The following is a 26,388-nucleotide window of genomic DNA, read 5'->3' on the forward strand; positions in this document are numbered from 1 at the left end:
AGTCCCCTCAGTGGATCAGACCGAACTGGATGGCCAGCGGTGGGATGAGGAACCCAACCACCACAACCACCGCAACGAACAAACCAATGCCCTTAGCCCAAGCACGCGCCTTGGCGGTGTTCGTGAAACCGAGCGTCTGACAGGCCGACCAGGTGCCGTGATGCAGATGCAGCCCCAGCGCCACCATCGCCCCGATGTAAATAAGCGTCACCCACCACACCTGGAAGCTCGAGACCACCAACGACGCTGGGTCAGCAGCTGGCAACGGACCAACGTTGAACTGCACGATCGTGAATTGCAGCAAGTGCCAGATCAAGAACAGCAGCAGCGCAATACCACCCCAACGCATCGCCTTCGAAGAGGCACTCGCAGCAGCGGACTTGTTCACCGCGTACCGGGTTCCGCGCGCAGCTTTAGCTCGCTTCCACAACGTGACAGCTGAGTAAATGTGCGCAATTACAGCAACAAGAAGAACAATGCGGAAGAGCCACAAGAACCCTGAATAAGGGAGGATGGGCATGAACATGGTGCGCAGGTGGTGCGCATATTCATTGAAAAGCTCATGTCCGGCGAGAATCTTCAAGTTTCCGTACATGTGCATCAGCACAAAGAAAACAAAGAAAAGACCCGAGACGGCCATCATGAGCTTGAGCCCGATGGTCGACCGACCGGGGGACGTCGGTTTTGTGAGGGTATTAGTAGCCACGGAAAGATCCTGCCTTGTCACGCGGAAGCTATGTCGGGTTTTCGATACTGCGCTCACGAATCACACGGGTGCGCTTGGGCCGCTGCCCCAGCAGGGACAGAATGTGCGATGCGTGGACGCCATCACGATTGATGCTAGACCCCTGAAGGACCTTGAAAGGTCAGGACAGCCTGATCCATGAACACAGGTCACGAAAATAAAAAAACTTCTCCGTGAAAAATGGGTAGACAGCACTGCAGTGCGGTGACAATCCTCACCATTTCGGCCTCCAAAAAGCCAAGCCGTACGTAAAATGCGCCGTTACTTCGCCACAAATGCGTTGTACAACTCTTTACGAGAGTGTCCCGTGGCTTTCGCCACAGTTGCCGTCACAGTGGTCAATTTCTCACCGGCTGCCACTCGCGCAGCAACTTCTTCCACCGCGCTCTCGAAGTCCACTGCCTGCTCCACTTCGCAAGCCCCAGCAACCACGATGACAATCTCGCCCCGGATTTCACCTTTGGCCCACTCAACTAGCTCAGCCAACGTGCCACGCACCACTTCTTCGTACGTTTTCGTTAGCTCACGACACACTGCCGCTGAACGATCGGCGCCAAAGGCCTGCAGCATCGCCGCCAAAGTCGCCGCTGTACGGTGAGGCGCTTCGAAATAGATCAACGTGCGACGTTCCTGCGTGACCTGTTCGAGCGCGGCGGCTCGAGGGCCTGCTTTGCGAGGCAAGAAACCTTCAAAGCAGAACCTGTCCACTGGAAGTCCTGAAACTGCAAGAGCAGTTAACGCAGCGCTCGGCCCGGGCAGGCATGTCACTGTCACCTGCGCTTGCACTGCCTCTACTACGAGCCGGTATCCGGGGTCACTCACCGAAGGCATGCCAGCGTCTGTCACCAACAAGACATCCACTCCGGCTTTCAGGCGTTCTACTAATTCCGGGGCCTTTGACGCCTCGTTGTGTTCGTGGAAGCTGACCGCTTCGCCGGCGTATCGGATACCTAAACGTTCACACAAACGCGTCAAGCGGCGGGTGTCTTCTGCGGCGATAACGGGAGCTGACTGCAGCAGTTCGCGCAGCCTTAATGACGCATCACCGTCGTTACCGATAGGGGTTGCCGCTAGAAACAAAGTTCCACTCATACTCTGATCCTGCCAGGCGCTCACAGCACCTGAAGCAGCCTTGTGCAGAGCTGCTTCAGCTACGTCCCCCTACCATGTACACATGGCCGAGATCACTATGCTGCGCCAACGACTACTCGGTCATCGACCCCCGAACCTTCTTCGTGACTGGATAGCAGCCATCGCGATCACTCTGTGGGCCGGAATCATCCGCGTCGTCGGGCTCGCACACCCCAACACCCTTGTCTTTGACGAGACGTACTACGTCAAGCAGGGCTGGTCGATGATCCTCTATGGGCACGAACGTCGTGTCGAGAACTCTCTCGCTTCTGCCAATGCCTCTCCAAAGGTCGACGAGGTTTTCGCTGCCGGGACTCCGGATGTGTTTGGCCCGGTGGCAGATTTTGTAGTCCACCCGCCGGTCGGGAAGTGGCTTATTGGTTTTGGCCAGTGGGCGTTTGGTGTTGAAAACCCATTCAGCTGGCGTATCGCCTCTGCAGTTTTTGGCACGTTGTCGATTCTGATGATCATACGAATCGGGCGCCGTCTTTTCGGTTCAACGAGCCTGGGGCTCATCGCTGGTGTACTCATGGCTTTCGACGGTCAGCATTTTGTGCACTCCCGCACTGGCCTACTCGACGTATTCGTCATGTTTTTTGCCCTTGCGGCATTCGGTGCGCTGCTTATTGATCGTGACCGTTCGCGTGAACGCCTCGCCGAAATTGTGGGGACGTGGCGAGCCGAAGGCATGCGGGCAGATGACCCACGGTTGCGTTTTGGCCCGTGGCTTGGCCTGCGCCCGTGGCGTCTTGTGGCTGGGGTGAGTTTGGGATTGGCCACAGGAGTGAAGTGGTCAGGTCTGTATTTTCTTGTCGCGTTCGGCCTGTTGACTGTTTTTTGGGATATGGGTGCCCGTCGCTCTGCGGGGATTCGTCGATGGTGGTTCGCAGCGATGCTTATCGAAGCACCTCAGGCGGCAGTCACTATGGTCGGCGCAACGGTCGTTACATATGTCACAACGTGGACTGGCTGGTTCCTCACAGACAGCGGGTTTGACCGGCATTGGGCTGATGAGAACCCCGTGGCAAAGACTTTTAGTTTTGTACCAGATGCTCTTCGTTCTCTATGGCACTACCACGTGCAGATGTACGAATTTCATCGCGGATTGCACACCAAGCACGATTACATGAGCAATCCGTGGTCATGGATTGTGCAGGGGCGCCCAACCTCTTTCTATTACCAGAGCTACCACAATGGTCAACCTGGTTGCACAACGGATAATTGCAGCGCAGCGATCACTAATCTCGGAAATCCCGTGATCTGGTGGGCTGGAGCGTTGTCTATTGCTGTGCTTTTCATCATGTGGGCGTGGCGGCGTGATTGGCGGGCGGGAGCGATTCTTGCCGGCTATGCCGGCGGTTACCTGCCTTGGTTTACTCTGCAGGACCGCACTATTTACACCTTTTACTCGGTGGCTTTTTTGCCGTTCGTGGTGTTGGGAGTGGTGTACTGCCTCGGATTGGCGATTGGCCCAGCAACGGCATCACCAGGACGTCGCCGTAGCGGCCTGATCGCTGTAAGCATGTACGTGGTTCTGGCTGCAGCCGTTTTCGTGTTCTTCTACCCGGTACTAGCTGCTGAAGTCATTCCGTACGAGAGCTGGCGAGCCCGAATGTGGTTCCCCTCCTGGATTTAAGGAGATCAGCGGCGCCGCAGCGCGATGAGACCTACTACCGCTGCAGTAATAAGGAGTAGCAGCGAACCCACCAATTGAAGGATGCGTGCCCGATCATCTAGCACAACCCACGCCACTAAGGCCGCGCCCGCAAGAAGAAGCAGGAAGGCCCAGGAGAGCGCAGCACGACCGCGCAGATCATTAGAGCGTTTGGTTACCTGCTTGCGGGAACGCCGGGTTTCAGGCTGTGGTTGAGCCGCGGAGGGTTTGTCCACGGTCGAAGGTTCGGCCCCTGGCCAGGACCCGCCAGGAGTGGGGTTGGGTGCCTTCTTTGCTTGGCGTCGCTGCCGAGTTTTGTTGCCTTCTGGTGCGAGATGGATAGGGCCACTGGGCCACGTTGGTACGTCCGGGGCTACCGATTTTTGCCCGGCAGCTCCTGGCCACGACTCTGGCGGACGTAACTCGTCCTCTACGGCTATGGGTGCCCCGAAGATGTCCTCGTCCATCTCGCCAGCGTGACATGCACAGGCGCAGTTTCTGTTTCTTCTGAGACACATCGACGCACACGAGGAATTGTTCTGACATATGTAAAAGGGTCTTTGATCAACTGATCAAAGACCCTTTTACATATGTGGTGGAGCTGAGGGGATTCGAACCCCTGACCCCCTCGTTGCGAACGAGGTGCGCTACCAACTGCGCCACAGCCCCAGGTGCGAAACCGACCATAGCACCACCTGATCGCCAACACCGAATCGGAATCGATCAGGCCCCCAAGACCCTCGACTGCCCCTCACCGTCGTCGTAATACGCGTCACCGTAATCAAATTCGACGGGAGCTGGAGGTGCGACAGGCTTCGGCGCCGCCGGACGACGAGCCTTAGCTTTCATCGTGTACGTGGGAGGTGGAACCGGCTTGGGCTCCCAGCCACCATCAGCGAAAAGCGGATCGACTGCCAGCTGGGACGGCACAGACGTACCTGTCTGCACCGCGGGAGCATCGCAGGTTCGGTGATCGCGAACATCAACGAACTCTTGAGCCACCGGCATGGTCCGGGCAGCGGGCCGTGCCTCATGTGCAACTTCAGCGCGGTAACGCACATTTCGCTCGTATTCGCGGCTACGCGCAGCCGCTGCTCGTGTACGCGCAGAGTGGCGAGCCAGAACGGCCGCACGCATCCGCACGAACGTCAATACAGCTACTCCGAAAGCACTCACCGGAATGAGACCAGAAACCATCCCAAGTATGGCCATCGGCACAGTGACGAGGAAGGCAACCAAAGACCCAAGGAGGAACACTGCACGGACCTGGTTGCGACGGATCTCACGAGCACGCACATGGGCGGCACTTTGACGATCCGACTCGGAGTCGACATGGATCGCCTCCACCACGGTGCGGCCCCCTACAGGAGCCGTACGCATAGAGGCACCCGCGACAAGTGGACGACCTATTCCAGAAGACGCGGATTTCAGTCTTACGGAAGGGCCCACATCAGCGCTGGCCACCGCCCGACGCTGCAAGACACGCATCTGATTTGAGAAGCGGTCGACATTACGAGCGGTCGCCAATTGCTCCCGTCGGCGAGCGACGTGGACCACGAAATAAATAACCCACGACGCCACGACGGCCACGAAGATCAGGCTGCTCGGCGACACACTCCAACCTTATAGGCATGTGACCTGCCCCAATCCGCCGAATTCGGCGTGTTGACGGAAAAGTTACAACGCTGTGATTACAACTATGGAATCCGATGCTCTTGGCAACCCTTAAGCACAGAGAATCCACAGGAAAAATCCAGCCGAGTCGCGTTTTAGCGCACTTTTCCCCAGAAGCATCAATGACAGCCATAGATCAAATCGAAAATGGATTTATCGCAATCTCCCCCACACCCCACAAAAGCAACGAAACTCACCCCAAACCAAATTCAATCCAGCTCAAACACTGCCCGTTTGAACAAGAACATGCGGAAGCACATCCGCCAAAACATCAAGAGCATCCCGAGTCGCACCAGAAGACCCCGGAAGATTCACCACAAAAGACTCCCCAGCCATCCCCGCACACCCACGACTAAGCATCGACGTAGGCACACCACGAGCAATTCCCACCGCTCGGATCGCCTCAGCAACCCCCGGCAACGGGCGATCAATGAACGCCTCGGTCATCTCCGGAGTCAGATCACGCGAAGCAACCCCCGTACCTCCGCTGGTCAACACAACCCGCACCCCCGCCCGAACAGCAGCACCCACAGCATCCCGAACAGGCTCACCATCACCAACGAGAACAGCAGCTACCTCAAACCCCCACGCAGTAAGCCGCTCACACAAAATCCGGCCAGAAACATCCTCATACTCACCCGAACTAGCTCGATCCGAGCAGGTGATCACACAAGCAGAAGCACCATCAGCGAAAGAAGAGCGAGCCGCCGCCCGCCCCACAAAAGGATCAGGAACCACTACCCCACCAGCACCATGAGGCCGCTCAGCCTGCCCTGCCTGACCCGGCACACCAACCGCCCCCAAACCCTCAACAGCACTCACTGTGATTCACACCAATCACCCGAACGACCACCCGATTTAGCAGTGACCCGCACATCCGTGATCCGACCGTGCTTATCAACAGCTTTCACCATGTCAATCAACGTCAACGCCGCAACCGTCACACACGTCAAAGCCTCCATCTCAATGCCGGTGCGATCAGCTGTGCGAACAGTCGCCGCGATGTCCACCCGATCCTGAGCAACAGACAAATCCACCTCCACCGCATGCACAGCCACAGGATGCGCCAACGGCACAAGATCAGGAGTGCGTTTAGCCGCCTGAATCCCCGCGATACGCGCCACCGCCAACGCATCACCCTTAGGCACCTCACCGCACCGAAGCGCCTGAATCGCTGCCGCGCTCAACACCACCGAACCAGCTGCCGACGCCGACCGAGCCGTCACCGGCTTAGCCGAAACATCAACCATGTGAGCCGACCCATCAGCGCGAATATGCGTCAAACCCTTGGCATCCTGCCCCTGATCACTCATACCTGCCCTCCCAATCTGGCATCCATCAAAACCAAGCAACGATACGTCGAGACCCCAACCGCACCACCATCAGAAACAGCAGGAATCTCCATAAGCCCATCGGCATCAGCTAAAGCCTGCAACATATGCGACCCCTGACCAGGCAACACCGTCGCAACAGCACAACCAGCCCCATCTCGCTCCAACCGCACCCGCACAAACTGCGTACGATCCCGAGGCTGCGGGCACTGCCCCACCACCTGCACCACCTCAACAGGAACGCCACACGGCTCAGCCCCTGCCATCGCCTGCAAGGCAGGCAACACAAACACACAAAAAGACACATAAGCGCTCACCGGATTGCCCGGCAACGTAAACACCGGCACCCCAGCCTCAACATCCTCCAGCGCAAGACGACCAAATCCCTGCGGCTTACCCGGCATCATCGCCACCTTCTCAAACCGCACTCCCCGATCCGCCAACGCAGCCTTCACTGCGTCATAAGCACCCATCGAGACCCCACCAGTAGAAATCACCACAGAGCACCCCTGAGCAACCCCCCGATCAATCGCCCCCAACACTTCCTCCACCGTGTCTTTCACCCCACTGATATGCACCGACTCGATCCCCCAGGAACCCAGCAACGCCTCCAGCATCACCCCATTGCTGTCCACGACCTCACCAAAACCAGGCACCTGCCCCAGCGGCACCAACTCATCACCCGTGGAAAGAATCAACACCTTCGGCAACGGGTACACCCAAGCCGAAACACATCCCGCCGCTGCACCCAACGCCAGTTCCCGCGCCCCCAAAACACGCCCAGCAGGGACCACAACCTCCCCAGCACGAACGTCCTCACCCCGGCGACGTACATGCCGACCAACAGCAACTGGCATATCCACCCGGACACGATCAACTCCACCATCAGTGTGCTCCAGCTGCACCACCGCATCCGCGCCCTGCGGCATCGCAGCCCCCGTCATGATGCGCATCGCCGTCCCCGCAGCCAGCGACACCCGCTCACGCGAACCAGCCGCGATATCTGCCTGCACCGGCAAAAACACGGGCGTTTGTTCCCCAGCGTCCGCGACATCACCAGCCCGCACTGCGTACCCATCCATCGCCGAGTTATCAAACCCAGGCAAATCCACCGCACTGACCAACGGCTCCGCCAGCACTCGCCCCACCGCACCTCGCAGCGGCAACTCCACTGCAGGCGCCACCTGCACATGGGACAACACACGAGAACGGTATTCAGCGACGCTCAGCATGCTCACCACCCTAATCTCGACCATCGGATTAACCACGCCGCCTCCCATGTTGAGAACATGGGAGCAAAAGCACGAATAGCGGCCTGGGGCGCTTCTCACAAGCGCCGGGGCCGCCTCAAACCTGGAGAAACCATGCCCACGTACCCCTACCAGTGCAAGAACTGCGACCACGCTTTTGAAGCTCACCAGTCCTTCACTGACGATGCCCTTACCGAGTGCCCCGAATGCGGCGGCAACCTGCGCAAAGTGTTTTCGTCTGTGGGGATCGTCTTCAAAGGGTCGGGTTTCTACAAGAACGATTCCCGCTCCACCTCCACAAACACCTCATCGAGCAGCTCAACAAGCAGCTCAACATCGAGTTCCAGCACCTCTTCTTCTGACTCCACCAGCTCTTCAACTGCATCATTAACGTCATCCACCAGCAGCAAGAGCTGACCGCTAACAACCCGGCACGGCGGTGCAGAGTTGTCCACAACACGCACTCCGCACCGCCAACACACCTCCCGAGGCGACCTACCGTGCCGACATGCCTCTGCCATCTCCGCAGCACCCAAGCACACGCGCCATCCCCTCCCGCCGGTCGCTCTACCGACGCGCGCTCCTGCGCAAAGCTCTCGCGGGACTGCTCACCATCATTGCTGTGTGGCTGTTCACTACTGTTCTGGGGCTCACACGCGGGGCAGAAGCTAGCGCTTGGGTAGCTATCCGCGATATGGAAGCCGGTGAACAACTCACCGAGAACGATGTCCGCTCCGTTCCCATCGAAGCTTCCCTGCTCACCCCTGCCGCCAACGCTATTACGCGTGAATATCTGGCTTCCGGTAACGTGCTTACGGCTCCCATCACCTCTGGGGAAGTTGTCACAGCCTCCCGGCTTCGCGCCGGAAGCCACGTTGACATCCACTCCCCCAGCAACGGCGCTGTCATCGCCGCTGACGTGCCTGTTCTTCAGGTCGACACGCCCACCGGGGACAGCGACACCAAAACCGCTGGAGCAATCCTTGATGTCCCCGCTGACCGGGCACCCCAGCTCATGGCCACGCTCGGCACCGCAACTCATGACGGCGGCGCAGTTACTCTAGCCATCCGGAGTCGCTGAACCGCAGCCATACCCGTAGTGCATTGCCTTACAAGCACACAGATATGATCAGCTGGGTAACAGAACGTACACAGGTACGTTTCACCTTCACCCTGGCTCTCTTCTCACACGAGGCTCGAGCCCATTTCACTCCCCGAAAATTAGACAGAGGTTTTCATGTTCCAAGGCTTCAAGGACTTCATTCTCCGCGGAAACGTCATCGAGCTCGCGGTTGCCGTGGTCGTTGGCTCCGCGTTCCAGAAGGTTGTGGACACGTTCGTGTCTTCGATCGTCACCCCGATCATCAACGCTGTCGGAGCACCGCAGTCCAGCGGCCTGGGCTTCTCGCTGCGCTCGGACAAAGCCGCCGCCACCTTCATTAACTTCTCGACCATCATCAACGCGTTCGTGGTGTTCATCATCACTGCGGCAGTTGTCTACTTCATCTTCGTTCTTCCGATGAACAAACTCGCTGAGCGTCGCGCCAAGGGTGTTGAGCCCGAGCCCGAGGTTGTCTCCGAAGACATCGCTCTTCTACGCGAAATCCGTGACGAGCTCGCCGCTCAGCGCCGCCAGGCATAAATAGAGGCTTCTTGCAGCGTTACTGTTGTGTTGGAGGAGGGGGCCACCCATTAGGTGGCCCCCTCCTCCAACACAACAGCTTTTAACCCCAATGCGGGGGGCGCTGTGAAAGTATCCATTTCTCCCGCTCATCGAGGCGAGAAGTATCGACCACGGGTGCGTCTTGATCATCCGTGGTGGGGTCGATGATCGGGGTGACTTCGCCAGGTGGAGAGCTCACTGCGCGGCGTCGTCCTACTTTTTTGATACTGCGCTTATCTGTTCCTGTGCTTGAGGGATCTGGCGGTGTGGAAGAGGTCACCATAGGTCGCTCGAGGTTCCGGTAGAACGGTTGCGCGCCGACCGGCCAGCCACCCGGCCAGCTCGGGCATCGGCAGTGCGGATCGCTTCGATCACACGAGCAACGTCAGCACTTGGCTTTTCAGCAAGATCTTCGCTCCACACACGCACATATTCCCATCCCATCGCGTCGAACTGTTCACCACGCAAACGTTCTCGCTCACGGGTGGAAGTCATGTCCGCGTATCGGCGCCCATCGGACTCGATCGCAACAACGATGCGTCCTGGCACGTACGGATCTTCAACAGCCAGGTCCAGTGGCGCACACGAGCTGCCGAGGCGCTCATGCACAACAAGTCCCTCTTTGCGGAGCTGGAGCGCGAATTCGCCGAGGATGGCGTCATCGCTGCGTCGGATAGTACGCAGTGGGGTGACGTTGGAGGCGTGTCCACCGACTTGGCGACGCAGCACCTCACGATCGCCCCCGGAGTCTGCATAGGCAATGAGGTCGTGCAGGGCACGGGCTCCCCGACTTGTCATGCGTCCGCCGTCGAGGTCACTGGCAGTCAGTGAGGTGACTACGGTCAAGCGGGAACGTGCTGCAGCAACAACACAGTTGATGCGACGTTCGCCTCCGTCGAGGCCCAGCGGGCCTGCCCGGTGCAAAGCTCGCCCGTCTTGGCCAGCAGCGGTACCAATAGCGAAAATCATGCGGTCACGCATGTCTCCGGGTACGCGTTCAAGGTTTTTGACGTAGAACGGTTCACCTTCAGGGCCTGCGGTGGAATGTTCTTGCGCCTCGAAGAAGGCCAGAACAACCGGGTCAGGCTCATCGGTGAGTCGGTGACGCAGTTCGCTGAGGATATGCACGGTGTGCTCAGCGCTGACCGTAGCGATACCGAGACTGAGTTCTGGCGTGTTCCTGGCATGTTCAAGGGCCAGGCGGACGACTTCGGCGACTTCAAGGCGAGTGAGATCGCGGCTGAAGGCAGTGCTGGTGTCTCCAGGGTGCTCTTCCGGGGCGCTGACGGTGACCAAATCGATAGGCCGATCCGAGCGGGTACTCGCGAAGGTGACGAACTCCTCGTTGTATTCGTGCAGGTTAGCGAACCCGAAAATACGTTCATCGTCGCATCCATATTGCCAACCGAGTCGATGCTGAGGCAGGACCGAGGCGAGCTGGCTAAGGACAGACTCCGCGTGTTGGCTGGTAGCAACCATGTCGCCACGTGCCGGGGTGGATGCGGTGAGAGAGAAGGGGGCCGGGGGCAGGCCATGGGTGTCACCAACAAGAACGACTTGTCCAGCTCGTGCGATAGCGGAGATGGATTCAGCTGTGGTGATTTGCTCGGCACCTTCGATGATGACCAGGTCAAACCATTGCCCGGGCGGAACGGTGGCACCGACGACGAGGGGACTCATCGTCCAGATGGGGCGGGCAGCCAAGAGCGCGTCAGCGGTGTACGTGAGTAGGTCGCGAGGCCGGTCGTGGTGGCTGACTTGGCGTGCTTGTGAAGCGAGGTAGGCAGCTTGGTCTGCGTAGACAACTTTGGCGTGCTTCATACGGCTGGTGGCGCGTGCCGCGACGCGACGCCCACCAGTGCGGATGTACTGCTGGTCGAGGCGGATGTACTCGGCGAGTGCCTCGGCGATGGTTTCCTCATGTGTGGGTTCGTTACCGAGAGTTTCGAGGATTGACTCCCACCAAACGTGTTCGAGTTCTTCGACGGCATCGTCGGGTTTGACGTTGCGGTTGGCGAGATCATCGACGAGGGGTTGCAGGCCCAGGCGGGTGAGTTCGTCCAGTAGTGGCGTGACGGTGGGCAAGATGGTGAGCCGGTCGGTGTGTTCGGCGAGGCGCGTGAGCCGGTCACCCACCTGCGGGACCGGCTGGTGTAGGAGATCTGCGCCTTCACGGCTGGCTGCGAGGACTTCTTCGAGTCGGGCGATGTCCGAAGCGAGCCCGTTCCAGAGGCGGATTGCTTCGTCGAGTGCGTCGGGGATGCGTGGCCCGCCTCGTCCGCCGAGTGTTTGCCAGCGGGTGCGTTCGTCGCGGGCGCTGACGAGGGGGTCGTGGAGTTTGATGTGGCTGTTTTGGTTTTCGCGTAGTAGATCTTTGGCGCGGCGGGTCAGGGAGTTGCGGGCCCACCAGCCCAGGGTGATTCCTGCACGTTCGCGTTGTTCTCGGTCGGCAGTGGCGTCAACAAGCGAGTCAAGGTCTGCGGTGTAGACGTCCTCGGAAAATATGCCCATGGTGCGGCGGGCTGAGGTGAGGACGGCGAGAGCTTCGGCCCAGTCAGCAGGGCAGGTGGCGGCAGGTAGGCCGACGTCGGCGAATATGGCGTCTAGTCGGGTGGTGTCGTTGGTGAAGCGTTTACCGGCCAGGTCACGCACGAGGGTGGTGAGGCTATCGACCTGGGTTTGTTCGGTGACGCGGGCCCCCGCCCAGGGGTCTTGGGGGCCGTGTGTCCAGGCACCTGCTAGCGCTGCTTGTTTGAGTGTTGCCCCTGCGGTTTCGCAGGTGGCGCGGTCCATGTGGTTGAGGACCTCGGCGGGCAGGCGCACGGTTGAGGTGGGTGGGATGCTGCGTCGAGCTAGGCGGGTACGGGCACTGAGTGCGTCGAAGATGCTGACGCCCCAGGGGGTTCGGGGGGCGTGGAGGTGTTCGCGGTGCGCGGCGAGGCGGGCTCGGTAGTGCTCGTGGCGTTTGGTGAGGTCGGTGATGTCGGGTTCGTCGTCGTTGGTTTGGGTGGAGATGGAGTCGACGTAGGCGCGGCTGGGTTCTGCAGGTGAGTGGGCTCCGTCGGGAAAGTCCAGGACGAAGCCGCCAAGTTCGCATTGGTTGAGCCGTTTATGTAGGTCGACCAGCGCTGTACGCTTGTTCGCCACGACGAGGACGCGTTTACCGACGGCGAGGGCTCCGGCAACGATGTTGGCGACGGTTTGGGTGCGGCCGGTGCCAGGTGCGCCGGTAATGGCTAGGGATACGCCTGCACGGACAGCGTTGATGGCGTTTTCTTGGTGGGAGTCGGCGTCTAGGACAAGGAGTTCGCGCACGGCAGTGATGTCGCCGTGGTTGTCGGTGACGTCGTCGTTGGCTAGGAGCGCGCCAGCTTGGGTGTCTCCGGCGAGGGCGGCGATGACGTCGTGGTCCACGAGGGTGTCGCCCAGGTCGCGTAGGTCGGCGATCATGGGCAGTTTGGCTGGCGAGAAAGTGCTGACGACTTTGCGGTCGATGACTTTGAGGTCATCGAGTTCCGCTCCGAGTCGTTGGATTTCACGGAAGACCGGTTGAGGGTCGAAGCGTTGCGAAGTGTAGGCGAGGTCGACGATGTTTTCGGGGTCGATGGTGATGCCGCGGCTAGCGAGATAGTTGACGAGGACGGGGTTGAGGTCGAGATCATCTCCCAGGTCGATGTCGTAGTCGCGGTGGGCGGGATCGACGGGGTGCAGGGTGCAGGAGCGGATGAGAACGGGGGCGCAGGCGCGCTGCTGGGCGCCGGGTACGTTCCAGGTGGCCATGCCGATGGCCATGAAGCAGGTGCGTAGGCCGCGTTCTTCTTCGAGTTCGATGGCTTTTCCGCGGATGAGTTCTACGGTGCGGCAGGCTTGAAGGAATGCGCTGCGCTCGCGGACAAGGTCGGAGAGGCGAGTGGCGCGGCCGGCCATGAGCATGGAGACTCCGCCGGGGTGGGCGGTGGTGAGTTCGAGGTCGCTTTCGACGGAGTCTTTGTGCCAGAGGAGGGTGTTGGGGCCGCCAAGTTCGGAGAGTTCGCGTTGCCAGCGGCGCACGGCGGTAGCGACGCGGTTGGCGCGGCCGGGGCGGCCGGTTTCGGTGTGGTCGTTGAGGGTGTCGCGGGCGGGGGCCTGGGCGACGTGGGTGTTGTCGGGGGAGGTGCCGGTGCCGTTGGGCTCGTTAGGCGTTGAACTCACGCTGAAATCCTATCCACTGGCGGGGGTTTCTCTTTGGAACGTATGGGTACTGGTTGTTGTCGTGGTGTGTGTGTTGCTGTGTGGGTGCTGTGTGAGCGGGGGTGCCGGTGGGGTAGTCGGGGTGATGGTGCAGGGCGTGTCGGGTGGGTTTTAGGGATGCTGCGGTGTGGGGCGGTCGTTCTGGACGATTGCGTGAATCTCCTTGACAATGTTGAAGTTAACGGCAAGGTCCCACATATCACGCGAACCGTCGTCCACTGTCTTCGCTAGGAAAGTTCGGTACATGCCTTCGGAATCATCTATTTCGCCGGATCAGCACATCGACGCCCATATGTTGCGTCCTGCTCCTCCTGTGCCTCGCACGGGGTGGAGGGGGGTTGCTTACCGGGTAACTGATGGGCGCTGGAATCCGGGGGTTTCGAGTGCCGAGCAGCGTCGCCGTGCTCGGGAGGCGCAGATCGGTGCGGCGTTAAATGGCAAGCATGTGACGGCGTACTTCTGCTTGAAGGGTGGGATTTCGAAGACGTCGACGACGGCTGCGGTGGCGACTGCGTTGGCGAATTTGCGCCCGGACCCGGTGTTGGCGATTGATGCCAACCCTGATGCCGGTGATCTTTCGGAACGTCTTGTTGGTAAAAAATTATCGGGCATTACGGAATTGGCGCGCAACATCGAGAGCGTGCACTCGGTAGAGGATTTGGCGCAGTTCACGGTGTCGGCTGGGCGGCTGGTGGTGTTGCCTGGTGAGCCGAACCCTGTGTTGGGTGATTCGTTGTCGTCTCAGGATTTTGAGCGGATCTTGGGGACGGTGCAGCGGTTTTATTCGAATGTACATGTGGACTGCGGCACCGGGGTGACGCATCCGTTGATGAGTGGAATTTTGCGGCATGCGACGACGGTGGTGATTCCGGCTGCGTGGTCGGTGACGGGGGCGCGGCGTGCGATGGAGTCGATCCAGTGGTTGCGTGACAGTGGGTTTGTGCACCTGGCTGATAACTGCGTGGTGGTGTTGACGTCGAAAGACATCGTGTCTTCGCACGTGGATAAGAAGTCGGTGCAGCGTCATTTGGCTGCTCGTTCGGAACTGATCGTGGTGCCCGCAGATCCGCATATGGCTGATGGTGGGCAGATCGATTGGGAGCATTTGAAGCCCAAAACGCGTGAGGCGTTTTTAAATATTGCTGAAGCGGTGTCGCGGCGATTCGCGACGCAGCAAAGCAATGACCACGCAGCGTCCACAGGTTCGGATCTGGTGCTGCAGTCATGAGAGACTAGCGTGGTCGTGGTCTTTGCAGGCCATTTGCCCTCGTAGCTCAGGGGATAGAGCACCGCTCTCCTAAAGCGGGTGTCGCAAGTTCGAATCTTGCCGGGGGCGCAGATTAAATCTACTGGTCAGGGCGTATATGACGTCACGGCTTGTCTATCTTCTAAAGGTTCTAAAGCCTTGCTATGGCGCACGGGCGTCCCGTGACAGCCTCCGCGGCGTTGACGGGCAGGGAGGCCAGTCACTTCGCGATCAGTTGGCCGTTGGTCTCTGCGAGAGGCGTTTGGAAAGCTTCGCGCTGTCTCGCGCGATTTCTTCCAAATCCGCTGTAGGCCAGCTAGCGTCCGGCGATTTAGAGACGTCAACTATATTGACCGTGACATATTCAGTTATCTCATCCACCCTCGCTGCAAGGTAGCGGCCAAACATCACAAGCCCGCGATCTGTCGCATCCGGCTGATCGACCAGCACAGTCTCATAGTGCCCCAAAAGCTCTGATACCAGCTCGGGTGAGAGCTTCGCACCAGAAGCGGCGAGCACGGTTTGGATGAACTTGTCGAAACGCTCACCATTGGCCTCTTTCCAATCCCAGTTGCACCCATTTCCCCAGTCTTCAGGCGCAGCCGAGATCAGGTGTGCCACTACGCCAGCAACATCCCCGCTCTCCACACGTTCGACAAAACCTGCCAGCACTTCATCCGGCATCTCATCCCGCATCACTTCACCATCCGTTACTTATCTCGCAAGGCGCAGGGCACTGCGCACACAGGAACCAACACCCAGCCACAGGCTAGGGACCAGCACAACTCATACACGTTTCTCCCCCAATGAAACAGTGCGAGCGCCTATCTCGCCTCATCAGTTAACCTTCGCGCACGTCGTGAGCGATCGTGGTCGAGGCAGCAAGTCTTTTGGAGGGTTCACGATCAGCGGCCGAGTGGAGAAGTAACCCGCATACCAGGTAGGCGACGGCGAAGAACACTGAAACGATCCCTACGGCGATGCCGATGAGGTAGACCCAGCGCAGCTCAGCGCTCCTGCGATCCACAGCAGCGGAACTAAAGCCAAAACGGCAGCGCGCACCCATGCAGAAAGATCACGGTGCGTCGCTTATTCCAGCGGTCGCCCCAGGCGCCGGCGAGGCAGTGAGATACCCAACTTGTGCTGGGCTCGTACTGAACAGGTTGATCGCGACAATCGGAAGGGCGAACAGTTCAAAATGCTGCCCGAACTGAGAGATTGTTTGCGCTGCAAAGGCGGCAAGGGACGATCAATTACAGCCCCCAGTTAGGCGAGGTTCCATCGCCACACGCGAGCTCCCTCAGGGGATTCTGGCATTCCATGGCGGAGTCGGCGCGCCATTGCCACAAGAAGAACGCGAGCATGAAGGCCAAGACGCCTCCGACCGGCCGGAACCAGGGAGTAAAGCAACATAAAAAACTGACTAGAGTGAGGCGGGCAGCATTGTTGAAATACACCGCGTTCTGCAGTTCCAATTCGGGTGATTTATCCCTCATTGGGCGGGCCACGGCTAACCAGTAAGCTCCCGGGGCTACAAATCCAAGCAGCAGCCATGTGATTTCGCCGCTGGTTTGGCTGGCCATCAGCGACGTCACAATCGACAGAATCCAGCAGCCTGCTTCAACGGCAGGATGTGCATGAGGCGTCACGGCTTTCATGGGACGCAACCCACCTGAGGGGTAAAGCTGTATTCCAAGGTTCCTCCCGAGAGGCTGCACGGGCTAGTCACTTGCAGTCCATAAGCGCTAGTCCTTCAAGGAAATCAACACTAAGGCTGCGTGTTTTCACACCTTAATCAAGACCAGACACCTCACGGGGGGGTCGGCGCAGCTAATACCTGTTCTGAGAATGAGTTCGACTTCGAACGGCATGCTGCTGGCCTCCAGGAGTCGACGTGCAGCCAGGACGCGCTGGTGCAGGATCCATTGCAGGGGGTTTTGCCCGGTCTCGGCAACAAGACGCCGGGAGGGCTAATCGCTCTGACAATTGAGCTCGGCGCGCCAGGGTGCCGACAGTCAGGGGTTGATCGCGGCTAGTGCAGCCTGCGGTGGCACTAGCCGCGATCAACCCCGCCCCCTGCACCACTCCCCCATAGGTGGCGAAAATCCCTAGAGCGTAACAATATTCATTCGAAGTCATTACAGTCGCTCCCATAGCCCCCGCGCCAAAACACCAGGCCAACCCCAGCTACACGGAGCCACACATGACGAAAAAACCACCCACCAGCATCGACACCTCCTCATGCACTCTCATGCCCTGGCTCCTCGTCGCCTCCTGCGCCATGACATCCATCCACGCAGCCCACCCCTTCTGGCTCGCCACCAACTTCCTCCTCGTCATCGCCCACCTGACCCTCAGCGCCCTGCACCCACACCGAAAACGACCCGCCCCCCGCGCAAGCGCCCCACTCATGTTCGCCGCAGCCGCCCTCTGCCTGCTAACCCCCTTGCACCGCCCCACTGGGGCAGTCATCGCCATCGCCTTGACCTACCAGCTCATCCGCCAAGAACTCCAGCACACCACCACCGCCGCATCCCGTACATAACCCCCTTGCCCAACACCACCACCTGAACCCACCTCAACCACGACACACCCGACAGTGGGTGGACCGCCATCCAGCGAGTAATCTCTCGCTGCGTGCCCTCACAAACACGCACACCCCCGCACAAATCCCCGACGACCACCGCCCCCGCGCGCAAGCTACGGCTGCGGCCAGGACAAGCTGTCGTCGCCGGATTCGCCGCAGCCATCGCCGTCGGCACCGCCCTACTCATGCTGCCCATCGCCAAAACAGGCCCCGGCGGCGCCACCTTCGTTGAAGCACTCTTCACCGCAACCTCAGCCGTGTGCGTCACCGGCCTGACCGTCGTAGACACCGCCACCTACTGGACACCCCTAGGCCAAGTCATCATCATCGCGCTCATCCAAGTAGGCGGCCTGGGCATCATGACCGTCGCTTCCCTACTCGTTGCGCTGCTCTCCCACCGCTTCGCCCTGACCACCGCACTCAACGCCGCCGAAGAAACCAAAGCACTCGGCCCCGGCCAAGCCCTCGCAGTGGTCCGCCGCGTCGTCCTCTACTCCCTAGCAATCGAAACCATCACCGCCCTAGCCCTCACCGGACGGTTCATCCTCCACTACCACCAAACCCCCGGACTGGCCCTCTGGCACGGAACCTTCCACGCCATCTCCGCATTCAACAACGCCGGATTCGCGCTGTGGACCGACAACCTCATGCACTTCGTCACCGACCCATGGATCTGCCTACCCATCGCCGCAGCCATCATCGTCGGCGGTATCGGCTTCCCCGTGCTATTCGAACTACGCCACACCTGGAACAAACCCAACCGGTGGACCGTCCACACCCGCATCGCCCTATACGCCACCGCAGCGTTCCTCATCATCGGCTGGATCGCCATCTGTGCCCTCGAATGGACCAACCCCCACACCATGGGACCCCTGGACACCAAAGGCAAACTCCTCAGCGGATTCTTCCAATCCGTCATGCCCCGAACCGCCGGATTCAACAGCCTCGACTACAGCACCATGCACCCCCAAACATGGCTCGTCACCGACATGCTCATGTTCGTCGGTGGCTCCAGCGCGGGCACCGCAGGCGGCATCAAAGTCACCACCTTCTCCGTCCTCGCCTTCGTCATCCTCGCCGAAATCCGCGGCGAACCTTCCGTACGCGTCTACAACCGCCGCCTCGGACACGGTATCCAACGAGCCGCCATCACCGTGGTCCTTCTATCAGCCCTCCTGGTCATCACCGCCACCACCGTCTTCATCATCTGCACCGAATACAGCCTCGACCGCTCACTCTTCGAGGTCATATCCGCATTCGCCACCGTCGGCCTGACCACCGGTATCACCCCCACCCTGCCCACGCCAGAACGCCTCATCCTCGTAGCACTCATGTTCATCGGACGGCTTGGCCCCACCACCTTCGCCTCCGCCCTAGCGCTACAACAGCGCCGCCGCGTCTATGAACTACCCGAAGAACGCCCCATCATCGGATAAACCACCCAGCACACGCATCACCCCTGCGAGGTCTGCAACAACACCGGCACATCTCCAACGATCTTCTGCACCATCGCTCGCCCCTGCTCCACCTCCTTGCCGTACAACCGAACCCCCACGCTGTTGCCCTTCACATCACTCCACACCGCAGCCACCCGCACCCCCTTAGACAACAACGAATCTGCCTGCGACTCCACCGCAGCCTTCGCCGTCTCCAAGTCCGTCAACGAGTGATCCACCACCACCTCAACCCCATCCACATCAGCCAAACGCTCCCGCGCCAGAACCGCACCCGCAGCAGTCACCTGAACACGCAACCCGCCGGTTTCCTCATCCGCCACAACCCCCGCTTGAGCTTCCCGCGGCAACGTCCGCACAATCTCATCCACCCGCTGACGCACCTGAGCCTGCGACTCGTATGCGTGCACCGCACTCACTGGCTGTTGGCTACCCGACACCGCAGCATCCGTCACCATATATACGCCCGTCAGCACGCATGCCCCCACCAAAGCCGCCACTACCAAACGATTCCGCTGCTCCGACACCCGGCTTTCACTATCCACTCCGCCCCCTTCAACGACAAAGAAGTACTAACTGTGCCCTCTCCCATCGACGCATCCACGACGAAGTTCACCCGTTCAACACGAACGCATTAGTTATTTCTGAACCAACCAGAAACAAAAACCGAACCAAGTTTTTGCACCCCACCCCAACCGCACCCCTACCTGCTCTCCACCCAATCCCGCACAAACCCAACAATCCCCGGCAACGCCCCCGAAATCTGGGCGAACGTCACATCAAAATCCTCATCACCGCCGTACCACGGGTCAGCCATACCAACATCACCCGAAGCCACCGCAGCTGGATCAAACTCGCGAATCATCCGGATCTTTCCCTCAGCATCACCATCCCCACCAGCCAACGAACGCAACATACGCTCGTGCCGATAATCCGCAGGCAACAGCAAATCCACCTCACCAAACCACCCCACCTCAAACTGCCTCGCCCGATGCCCAGCAAAACCCGAATCCGCAACCCCATGACGCCGTAACGCCGCCACCGCACGCCGATCCATCCCATTGCCCACCTCTTCAGCTGAAACCCCACACGAAGACACCTCCACCACATCCCCCAACCCCTGGCTGTCCACAGCGGCACGCACCATGAACTCCGCCATCGGAGAACGACAAATGTTGCCCCAACACACCGTCATCACACGACACACCTCAGTCATGCCCGCGAGTATGCCAACCCCAGCGGACCAACCCAACCCCCTTCCACACCACCCCAAAACCACCCCACCCGAACAGCATCAACACCACCCCACCAACCCCAGACACACATACGCCAACCGCTTCCGCAAAGACCGCCGAGATGTGACATGCGACATGTAGTGTGGTTCGTAAAGGATTGCCGAGACGGACTCGTTCCACTCGTCGCCAACGATCACGGAAAATGCACTCATCACACCGTGACCGGCCCACCAACGACGACGTGAGGCATCCGTCCGGTAGACAACGCAGTCGCCACAACGAAAGAGGCGTTTCCTCGTGTCCCAGCAGCCGCCCAACGACTCACCGTCGACCTCGTTCGGAGCCAACTCCTGGCTTGTGGACGAAATGTACGAGCAATACAAAGCCGACAAAAACTCAGTCGACAGCTCATGGTGGCCCCTCTTCCAAGAACGCGACGCCCAAGCAACCCCCACACCCCCAACCACACCCCACGACATCGGCACCAGCAACCCCCCACGTGCCAGCCACACCGACACCACCCCCACCACCACACCAGCCTCACCCGCCCGCCAAGCCATCGGGAAAGGCTCCGCCCCCCTCTCGGGCACACGCACCAACTACGACGTCTCCCGCCGCAGAGAAGCAACCCACTCACCAGCAGCCAACGCCACCGTCATGAGCTCGGCCGAACCCGCACCCGACCGCGGCATCCGCCACCAGCCCATGCCCGCCCAAATGCCCACACCCCGCGACACCCCCGCCGTACGCCCCACCAACTCCGACGCACAAGACACAACCAAAGCCCTCAAAGGCCCAGCAGCCCGCATCGTCAAAAACATGGACGCCAGCATCCATGTCCCCACCGCGACCTCATTCCGGCAGCTGCCCGCCAAAGCACTCATCGAAAACCGCACCGCAATCAACGCCCACCTCACCCGCAACCGCGGCGGCAAAGTTTCCTTCACCCACATCATCGGCTACGCCATCGTCCGGGCACTGCAAACCATGCCCGACATGAACTACAACTTCACCGAAATCGACGGAAAACCCCACGTCGTACATCCCGCACACGTCAACTTCGGCCTAGCCGTCGACCTACCCAAACCCGACGGCACCCGCTCCCTAGTCGTCCCCAACATCAAAGCCGCCGAACAACTCGACTTCTTCGGCTTCTGGCGCGCCTACGAAGACCTCGTCGACAAAGCACGCAACAACAAACTCACCGTCGACGACTTCGCCGGCACCACCGTCTCCCTCACCAACCCCGGCGGCATCGGCACCTTCCAATCAGTCCCCCGCCTCATGCCCGGCCAAGGCACCATCATCGGCGTCGGCTCCATGGACTACCCCGCCGAATGGCAAGGAGCCTCCCCCGAAACCCTGGCCCGCCACGGCGTCAGCAAAATCATGACCATCAGCAGCACCTACGACCACCGCATCATCCAAGGCGCTGCCTCCGGTGAATTCCTCCGCACCGTGCACCAACTCCTGCTCGGCGCCAACAACTTCTACGACGACATCTTCGAATCCCTACGGATCCCCTACGAACCCATCCGCTGGAGCATCGACCACTACGCCGGACACGAAGACGACCTATCCAAAACCGTCCGCGTCCAACAACTCATCCACGCCTACCGAGTCCGCGGACACCTCCTAGCCGATCTCGACCCACTCGAATACCGGCAACGCATCCACCCAGACCTCCAACTAGCCAACCACAACCTCACCATCTGGGACCTCGACCGCAAATTCGCCACCGGTGGCTTCGGCGGAAAACCCGCCATGACCCTGCGCGAAATCCTCGCCGTCTGCCAAGACTCCTACTGCCGCACCATCGGCGCCGAATACATGCACATCCAGGACCCCGAAGAGCGCGCCTGGATGCAAACCAAAATCGAAGTCCCCCGCGAAAAAACACCGCGCGAAGAACAAATGCGCATCCTGCGCCGCCTCAACTCGGCAGAAGCATTCGAAACCTTCCTCCAAACCAAATACGTCGGCCAAAAACGCTTCAGCCTCGAAGGCGCCGAATCAGCCATCGTGCTCCTGGACCAGATACTCCTAGAGTCCGCTCGCGAAGGCATGGACGAAGTCTGCATTGGCATGCCCCACCGCGGACGCCTCAACGTCCTAGCCAACATCGCTGGCAAAAGCTACGGACAAATCTTCTCCGAATTCGACGGCACCCGCGCCCCCGGCAACGCCCAAGGCTCCGGCGACGTGAAATACCACCTCGGCACCGAAGGAACCTTCACCGCCGAAACCGGCGAACAAACCAAGGTCTACCTCGCCGCCAACCCCTCCCACCTCGAAGCCGTCAACCCAGTCCTTGAAGGAATCGTGCGAGCCAAACAAGACCGGCTCGACAAACACGGCGAAGCATTCACCGTCCTGCCCATCCTCATGCACGGAGACGCCGCCTTCGCAGGACAAGGCGTCGTTATGGAAACACTGCAGCTATCCCAGCTACGCGGATACCGAACCGGCGGCACCATCCACGTCATCGTCAACAACCAAGTCGGATTCACCACCGCCCCCAGCTCCTCGCGCAGCTCCGTCTACTCCTCGGACCTGGCACGCTGCATCCAAGCCCCCATCTTCCACGTCAACGGCGACGACCCCGAAGCAGTCGTGCGCGTAGCCACCCTCGCCTACGAATTCAGACAAAAATTCGCCACCGACGTTGTTATCGACCTCGTCTGCTACCGCCGGCGCGGACACAACGAAGGCGACGACCCCTCGATGACCCAACCCATCATGTACAACCTCATCGAGGCCAAACGCTCCTCCCGCAAGCTCTACACCGAAGCCCTCATCGGCCGCGGCGACATCACCGAAGAAGACGCCGACGCCGCCCTGAAGGACTACCAATCCCGCCTCGAGCAGGTCTTCCTCGAAACCCGGGAAGCAGCAAAACACCCCGAACAACAAGGCACACTCGAAATGCCCTCCGCGCAAGTCGAAGACGAACGCGCCCCCCTACGCCGCATCAGCACAGCCATCGACAAAGACCTCCTCGAACGTCTCGGTGACGCCTGGGTCAACGTCCCCGACGGATTCACCGTCCACAAAAAACTGATGAAGGTCCTCGAAAACCGGCAAAAAATGACCCGCGAGGGCAACATCGACTGGGCCATGGGCGAACTACTCGCCTTCGGATCACTCCTGACCGAAGGCACCCCGGTACGTGTCACCGGACAAGACACCCGCCGCGGCACCTTCACCCAACGCCACGCCGTCCTCATCGACCGCAACACCGCCGAAGAATGGACACCACTGCTCTACCTCGGCAACCAAGCCCGCCTATGGACCTACGACTCGATGCTCTCCGAATTCGCCTGCATGGGATTCGAATACGGATACTCCGTCGAACGTCCCGACGCGCTGGTTTGCTGGGAAGGACAATTCGGCGACTTCGCTAACGGCGCCCAAACCATCATCGATGAATTCATTTCCTCCTCCGAGCAGAAATGGAACCAGCGCAGCTCTGTTGTTCTTCTCCTCCCCCACGGATACGAAGGACAAGGCCCAGACCACAGCTCCGCCCGCATCGAGCGCTACCTACAACTCTGCGCCCAAGACAACATGACCGTCGCGCACCCCTCAACCCCAGCCTCCTACTTCCACCTCCTGCGCGCACAGGCATATACCCGCCCCCGAAAACCACTCATCGTGGCAACCCCCAAACAACTACTACGCCGCAAAGAAGCCGTCAGCTCCATCGAAGAATTCACCACCGGCAGCTTCCAACCCGTACTGACCGACAGCACCGGCATCAGCGGCAACAACGTCGACCGCGTCATTGTCTGCTCCGGCCGGGTCTACTACGACCTTGCCGCTGAACGCGAAAAACGCAACGACACAAACACAGCAATCATCCGACTCGAACGCCTCTACCCCCTGGCAACCGAAGAGATGAAAAACGAGCTAGCGAAATACCCCAACGCCGAAATCGTGTGGGTCCAAGACGAACCACTCAACCAAGGCGCCTGGTCCTTCCTAGCCCTCAACCTCGTCCCCGAGCTGGCAGATAACGGCGAAACCCGCACCTGGAAACGGGTCACCCGACCCGCCTCAGCCGCGCCCTCCACCGGCTCGGCCAAAATCCACGCAGCCGAACAGGAGAAACTCATCCACCTCGCCTTCGAACGCTAACCACCCCACCCTGCGCCCGCCCCACACCCTGCGGGCGCAGGGACCTGCACCATGTTCAGGGTGTCCTGAACCTGCACACTCACTCCATTGGGGCAGAATAGAACTCGTGTACTTCACAGATCGTGGCATCGAAGAGCTGGAATCCCGGCGCGGCGATGAGATGGTGTCTCTGGAGTGGGTAGCCGAACAGCTACGGACCTTCACCGACCTGAACCCCGAATTCGAGTCGGCACTGGACCGGTTCGCAACCTGGCTCGCCCGGGTGGATGACGACGAGGATTGATAACGCGTGAGCAACGACGACTACGGCGACGACAGCCTCTACACCGACGGGGCAGACATGGACATCCCCACCCAGTTCACTCCTAGCGCCGACTACGTCGCGCATGACGGCCCCAGAGACGTCGGCATCGTCTTTATCGGCGACTCCTTCGTCTCCGGATACGGCGACCCCAAAGGCCATGGCTGGGTCTCGCGTGTGGTAGGCCGAACCCAACACCCCGAACTCGACCTCACCACCTACAACCTCGGCATCCGCGGCGACTCCTCCGCAGACGTACTCAACAGGTGGCGATCCGAAGGCATGCCCCGGTGGAAAGACCGCCGCGAACGACGCCTAGTCCTCGGCGTCGGCATCCACGACATCGACCAAGGCCTCACCACAGCTCGCTCCCGCCTCAACCTCGCCAACGTCCTCGACGACGCAACAGCACGAGGCATCAGCCCCTTCGTGGTCGGCCCAGCCCCCACCTTGGACGAAGAACGCAACGCCAAACTCGAAGTGATCGTTGAAGCACAATCCGACGTGTGCTCGCGCCGCTCCATCCCCTTCGTCGACTGCTTCTACCCGCTGCTAGAACACGACCAATGGATCTCAGAACTAGCCAGTTCCCGAGACCAGATCCACCCCGGACAAGCTGGCTACGGGCTCCTGGCCTGGCTCGTTCTTCACGGAGACTGGGCCACCTGGCTCCAAATCCCCCAGGAATAACCCACACCACACCTCACAACTGTGGCGGTGAACCCAACCGGGTTCACCGCCACAGTCATATCCCCACCCCGCACCCCTATACACGCGATATATCTCAACTTACTCTTAAGAAAAAACGACATATCGCGTTCCAGCGCCCGCCACCGAAAGGCCACCATGACCACCTGGCACATCACCTCCAACACCAGCCGCACCATCGACGACGGACGCCGCCGAAACCTCGTCATCAACACCGGCGGCGGCTCCATCACCATCACCGGAGGCACCCCCGGCTCCACCGCCATCCTCATCGAAATCGCCAACGTCCGCGGACCAGAACTGACCATCATCGACGACGCCACCACCGTCAACATCGGCCACCTACGCAACGGCACCGACTGGAAACAAACGATCAAAGACTGGGTAGGCGTACGCGGCGATGTCAGCGTCGATCTGAACATCACCGTCCCCCCAGGCACCGACACATCCGTGCGATCCCTACGCGCCCACACCAAAATCAGCGGACTCACCGGACGACTACGCGTCCGCGGCGGCACAGGAAGCGTCCGTCTCGACTCCCTCAGCGGAACCATCGACATCATCACCGCCACCGCAGACATCGAAGGAAAACGCATCTCCGGAGACATCAAAACTAAAACCGCCTCCGGCAACCTCACCCTGGACTCCTCAGCCCCAGCATCGGTGCGCGCCAACACTGTCTCAGGCCTGAGCGACCTATGCCTCACCGGCCGCTCCCTCATCACCATCAACTCCGGCGCTGGCGACGTACGCATGCGCCTACCTCAACACCAGGGCTACGACCTCACCGCCCACAGCAAAACCGGACACGTCATGGCCGACGGATCCACCATGATCAACCCACTCAGCGAAAAACGCGGCGGACACCGCTACGACGGAGACCGATCCCTAGCTGCAAAGGTCAAAACCGTCTCCGGGAACATCGTCCTCACCCGCGGAGAAACGCCACACCACTCCACACCAGGGGTGATCATCACCGGAGGACAACAGCACCGCGGTCCCATCCAAGACACCCTCCCCGGCGACCGGAAAAACAACTGAC

Annotated in this window: 25 protein-coding genes, 2 tRNA genes and 1 pseudogene; 13 read left to right on the plus strand and 15 right to left on the minus strand. The window is 60.1% G+C overall.

What is annotated here, in order from left to right; genetic code table 11:
* Positions 1 to 7: 7 nt before the first annotated feature.
* On the minus strand, positions 8 to 706 hold the full coding sequence (locus tag CKV89_RS10710; RefSeq protein WP_028326661.1) for a succinate dehydrogenase cytochrome b subunit: 699 nt from the start codon (positions 704 to 706) through the stop codon (positions 8 to 10).
* Positions 707 to 1,006: 300 nt separating this feature from the next.
* The gene (gene rsmI, locus CKV89_RS10715; RefSeq protein ID WP_028326662.1) at positions 1,007 to 1,837 is read right to left on the minus strand and encodes a 16S rRNA (cytidine(1402)-2'-O)-methyltransferase; all 831 of its coding nucleotides are present in this window, start codon (positions 1,835 to 1,837) and stop codon (positions 1,007 to 1,009) included.
* An 82-nt stretch (positions 1,838 to 1,919) separates the two neighbouring features.
* On the opposite strand from rsmI, the gene CKV89_RS10720 reads away from it, so the two are divergent.
* Entirely contained in the window at positions 1,920 to 3,512 is a 1,593-nt protein-coding gene (locus tag CKV89_RS10720) for a dolichyl-phosphate-mannose--protein mannosyltransferase (RefSeq protein ID WP_028326663.1), read from the plus strand.
* Positions 3,513 to 3,517: 5 nt separating this feature from the next.
* Here CKV89_RS10720 and CKV89_RS11975 read toward each other — a convergent pair whose 3' ends face one another.
* The 6 genes from CKV89_RS11975 to CKV89_RS10745 form a co-directional block, all read right to left on the minus strand.
* Positions 3,518 to 3,997, minus strand: coding sequence for a hypothetical protein (locus CKV89_RS11975; protein ID WP_154657578.1), 480 nt, complete (start codon positions 3,995 to 3,997; stop codon positions 3,518 to 3,520).
* A 126-nt stretch (positions 3,998 to 4,123) separates the two neighbouring features.
* Positions 4,124 to 4,199: transfer RNA gene (locus CKV89_RS10725), tRNA-Ala, on the minus strand.
* 54 nt (positions 4,200 to 4,253) lie between these two features.
* Complete coding sequence (locus tag CKV89_RS10730) at positions 4,254 to 4,910, minus strand: hypothetical protein (RefSeq protein ID WP_154657579.1); 657 nt, start codon at positions 4,908 to 4,910, stop codon at positions 4,254 to 4,256.
* 513 nt (positions 4,911 to 5,423) lie between these two features.
* Positions 5,424 to 6,026, minus strand: a complete 603-nt coding sequence (locus CKV89_RS10735; RefSeq protein WP_324603341.1) for a MogA/MoaB family molybdenum cofactor biosynthesis protein — start codon at positions 6,024 to 6,026, stop codon at positions 5,424 to 5,426.
* Positions 6,023 to 6,517: a cyclic pyranopterin monophosphate synthase MoaC gene (moaC, locus tag CKV89_RS10740; RefSeq protein WP_028326666.1), complete on the minus strand. Its 495-nt coding sequence runs from the start codon at positions 6,515 to 6,517 to the stop codon at positions 6,023 to 6,025. The genes CKV89_RS10735 and moaC overlap by 4 nt, the downstream gene beginning before the upstream one ends.
* Positions 6,514 to 7,767, minus strand: coding sequence for a molybdopterin molybdotransferase MoeA (locus CKV89_RS10745; RefSeq protein WP_161626186.1), 1,254 nt, complete (start codon positions 7,765 to 7,767; stop codon positions 6,514 to 6,516). The genes moaC and CKV89_RS10745 overlap by 4 nt, the downstream gene beginning before the upstream one ends.
* A gap of 132 nt (positions 7,768 to 7,899) precedes the next feature.
* On the opposite strand from CKV89_RS10745, the pseudogene CKV89_RS12615 reads away from it, so the two are divergent.
* A pseudogene (locus tag CKV89_RS12615) lies at positions 7,900 to 8,040 on the plus strand (FmdB family zinc ribbon protein); the annotation flags it as partial.
* Positions 8,041 to 8,054: 14 nt separating this feature from the next.
* Here the strand turns inward: CKV89_RS12615 and CKV89_RS12620 are convergent.
* Positions 8,055 to 8,240, minus strand: a complete 186-nt coding sequence (locus tag CKV89_RS12620) for a hypothetical protein (protein WP_051277196.1) — start codon at positions 8,238 to 8,240, stop codon at positions 8,055 to 8,057.
* Positions 8,241 to 8,293: 53 nt separating this feature from the next.
* Here CKV89_RS12620 and CKV89_RS10755 point away from each other — a divergent pair, with 53 nt between their 5' ends.
* Together CKV89_RS10755 and mscL are read left to right on the plus strand one after the other, a co-directional pair.
* A complete protein-coding gene (locus CKV89_RS10755) occupies positions 8,294 to 8,866 on the plus strand; it encodes an SAF domain-containing protein (RefSeq protein ID WP_154657580.1) in 573 nt (190 codons plus the stop codon).
* Positions 8,867 to 9,022: 156 nt separating this feature from the next.
* Complete coding sequence (mscL, locus tag CKV89_RS10760) at positions 9,023 to 9,427, plus strand: large conductance mechanosensitive channel protein MscL (protein ID WP_028326669.1); 405 nt, start codon at positions 9,023 to 9,025, stop codon at positions 9,425 to 9,427.
* A 297-nt stretch (positions 9,428 to 9,724) separates the two neighbouring features.
* On the opposite strand, the gene CKV89_RS10765 is transcribed toward mscL, so the two are convergent.
* Complete coding sequence (locus CKV89_RS10765) at positions 9,725 to 13,639, minus strand: ATP-binding protein (protein WP_051277198.1); 3,915 nt, start codon at positions 13,637 to 13,639, stop codon at positions 9,725 to 9,727.
* 283 nt (positions 13,640 to 13,922) lie between these two features.
* Here CKV89_RS10765 and CKV89_RS11980 point away from each other — a divergent pair, with 283 nt between their 5' ends.
* Both CKV89_RS11980 and CKV89_RS10780 read left to right on the plus strand, forming a co-directional pair.
* Positions 13,923 to 14,906, plus strand: a complete 984-nt coding sequence (locus CKV89_RS11980) for a MinD/ParA family ATP-binding protein (RefSeq protein WP_154657581.1) — start codon at positions 13,923 to 13,925, stop codon at positions 14,904 to 14,906.
* Between the two features lie 35 nt (positions 14,907 to 14,941).
* Positions 14,942 to 15,014 (plus strand) — tRNA-Arg (locus tag CKV89_RS10780).
* Positions 15,015 to 15,155: 141 nt separating this feature from the next.
* Here CKV89_RS10780 and CKV89_RS10785 read toward each other — a convergent pair.
* The 3 genes from CKV89_RS10785 to CKV89_RS10795 all read right to left on the minus strand — a co-directional run bounded on the left by CKV89_RS10785 (position 15,156) and on the right by CKV89_RS10795 (position 16,582).
* Positions 15,156 to 15,620 carry a hypothetical protein gene (locus CKV89_RS10785; protein WP_028326673.1) on the minus strand — a complete coding sequence of 155 codons (465 nt, stop codon included), beginning with the start codon at positions 15,618 to 15,620 and terminating at the stop codon, positions 15,156 to 15,158.
* A gap of 145 nt (positions 15,621 to 15,765) precedes the next feature.
* A complete protein-coding gene (locus tag CKV89_RS10790; protein ID WP_028326674.1) occupies positions 15,766 to 15,951 on the minus strand; it encodes a hypothetical protein in 186 nt (61 codons plus the stop codon).
* 226 nt (positions 15,952 to 16,177) lie between these two features.
* Positions 16,178 to 16,582 (minus strand): hypothetical protein, encoded by a 405-nt coding sequence (locus tag CKV89_RS10795; protein ID WP_028326675.1) that lies wholly within the window; start codon positions 16,580 to 16,582, stop codon positions 16,178 to 16,180.
* Between the two features lie 545 nt (positions 16,583 to 17,127).
* On the opposite strand from CKV89_RS10795, the gene CKV89_RS10805 reads away from it, so the two are divergent.
* On the plus strand, positions 17,128 to 17,469 hold the full coding sequence (locus CKV89_RS10805) for a hypothetical protein (RefSeq protein WP_028326677.1): 342 nt from the start codon (positions 17,128 to 17,130) through the stop codon (positions 17,467 to 17,469).
* 92 nt (positions 17,470 to 17,561) lie between these two features.
* The gene (locus CKV89_RS10810) at positions 17,562 to 18,947 is read left to right on the plus strand and encodes a TrkH family potassium uptake protein (RefSeq protein WP_231935389.1); all 1,386 of its coding nucleotides are present in this window, start codon (positions 17,562 to 17,564) and stop codon (positions 18,945 to 18,947) included.
* Positions 18,948 to 18,964: 17 nt separating this feature from the next.
* On the opposite strand, the gene CKV89_RS10815 is transcribed toward CKV89_RS10810, so the two are convergent.
* Together CKV89_RS10815 and CKV89_RS10820 are read right to left on the minus strand one after the other, a co-directional pair.
* On the minus strand, positions 18,965 to 19,510 hold the full coding sequence (locus tag CKV89_RS10815; protein ID WP_154657582.1) for a hypothetical protein: 546 nt from the start codon (positions 19,508 to 19,510) through the stop codon (positions 18,965 to 18,967).
* A gap of 158 nt (positions 19,511 to 19,668) precedes the next feature.
* On the minus strand, positions 19,669 to 20,181 hold the full coding sequence (locus CKV89_RS10820; protein ID WP_231935390.1) for a low molecular weight protein-tyrosine-phosphatase: 513 nt from the start codon (positions 20,179 to 20,181) through the stop codon (positions 19,669 to 19,671).
* On the opposite strand from CKV89_RS10820, the gene CKV89_RS11985 reads away from it, so the two are divergent.
* The 5 genes from CKV89_RS11985 (at position 20,180) to CKV89_RS10840 (ending at position 26,387) form a co-directional block, all read left to right on the plus strand.
* Positions 20,180 to 20,341 carry a hypothetical protein gene (locus CKV89_RS11985; protein WP_154657583.1) on the plus strand — a complete coding sequence of 54 codons (162 nt, stop codon included), beginning with the start codon at positions 20,180 to 20,182 and terminating at the stop codon, positions 20,339 to 20,341. The genes CKV89_RS10820 and CKV89_RS11985 overlap by 2 nt on opposite strands.
* Positions 20,342 to 20,497: 156 nt before the next feature.
* Complete coding sequence (locus CKV89_RS10825; protein ID WP_028326682.1) at positions 20,498 to 24,337, plus strand: multifunctional oxoglutarate decarboxylase/oxoglutarate dehydrogenase thiamine pyrophosphate-binding subunit/dihydrolipoyllysine-residue succinyltransferase subunit; 3,840 nt, start codon at positions 20,498 to 20,500, stop codon at positions 24,335 to 24,337.
* A 106-nt stretch (positions 24,338 to 24,443) separates the two neighbouring features.
* Positions 24,444 to 24,620: a DUF6104 family protein gene (locus CKV89_RS12050; protein ID WP_095068538.1), complete on the plus strand. Its 177-nt coding sequence runs from the start codon at positions 24,444 to 24,446 to the stop codon at positions 24,618 to 24,620.
* Positions 24,621 to 24,626: 6 nt separating this feature from the next.
* Positions 24,627 to 25,328: a GDSL-type esterase/lipase family protein gene (locus tag CKV89_RS10835; RefSeq protein WP_028326683.1), complete on the plus strand. Its 702-nt coding sequence runs from the start codon at positions 24,627 to 24,629 to the stop codon at positions 25,326 to 25,328.
* 156 nt (positions 25,329 to 25,484) lie between these two features.
* Positions 25,485 to 26,387 (plus strand): DUF4097 family beta strand repeat-containing protein, encoded by a 903-nt coding sequence (locus CKV89_RS10840; protein WP_154657584.1) that lies wholly within the window; start codon positions 25,485 to 25,487, stop codon positions 26,385 to 26,387.
* Position 26,388: the final 1 nt, after the last annotated feature.

This window comes from Dermatophilus congolensis (genome assembly GCF_900187045.1).
Lineage (GTDB): Bacteria > Actinomycetota > Actinomycetes > Actinomycetales > Dermatophilaceae > Dermatophilus > Dermatophilus congolensis.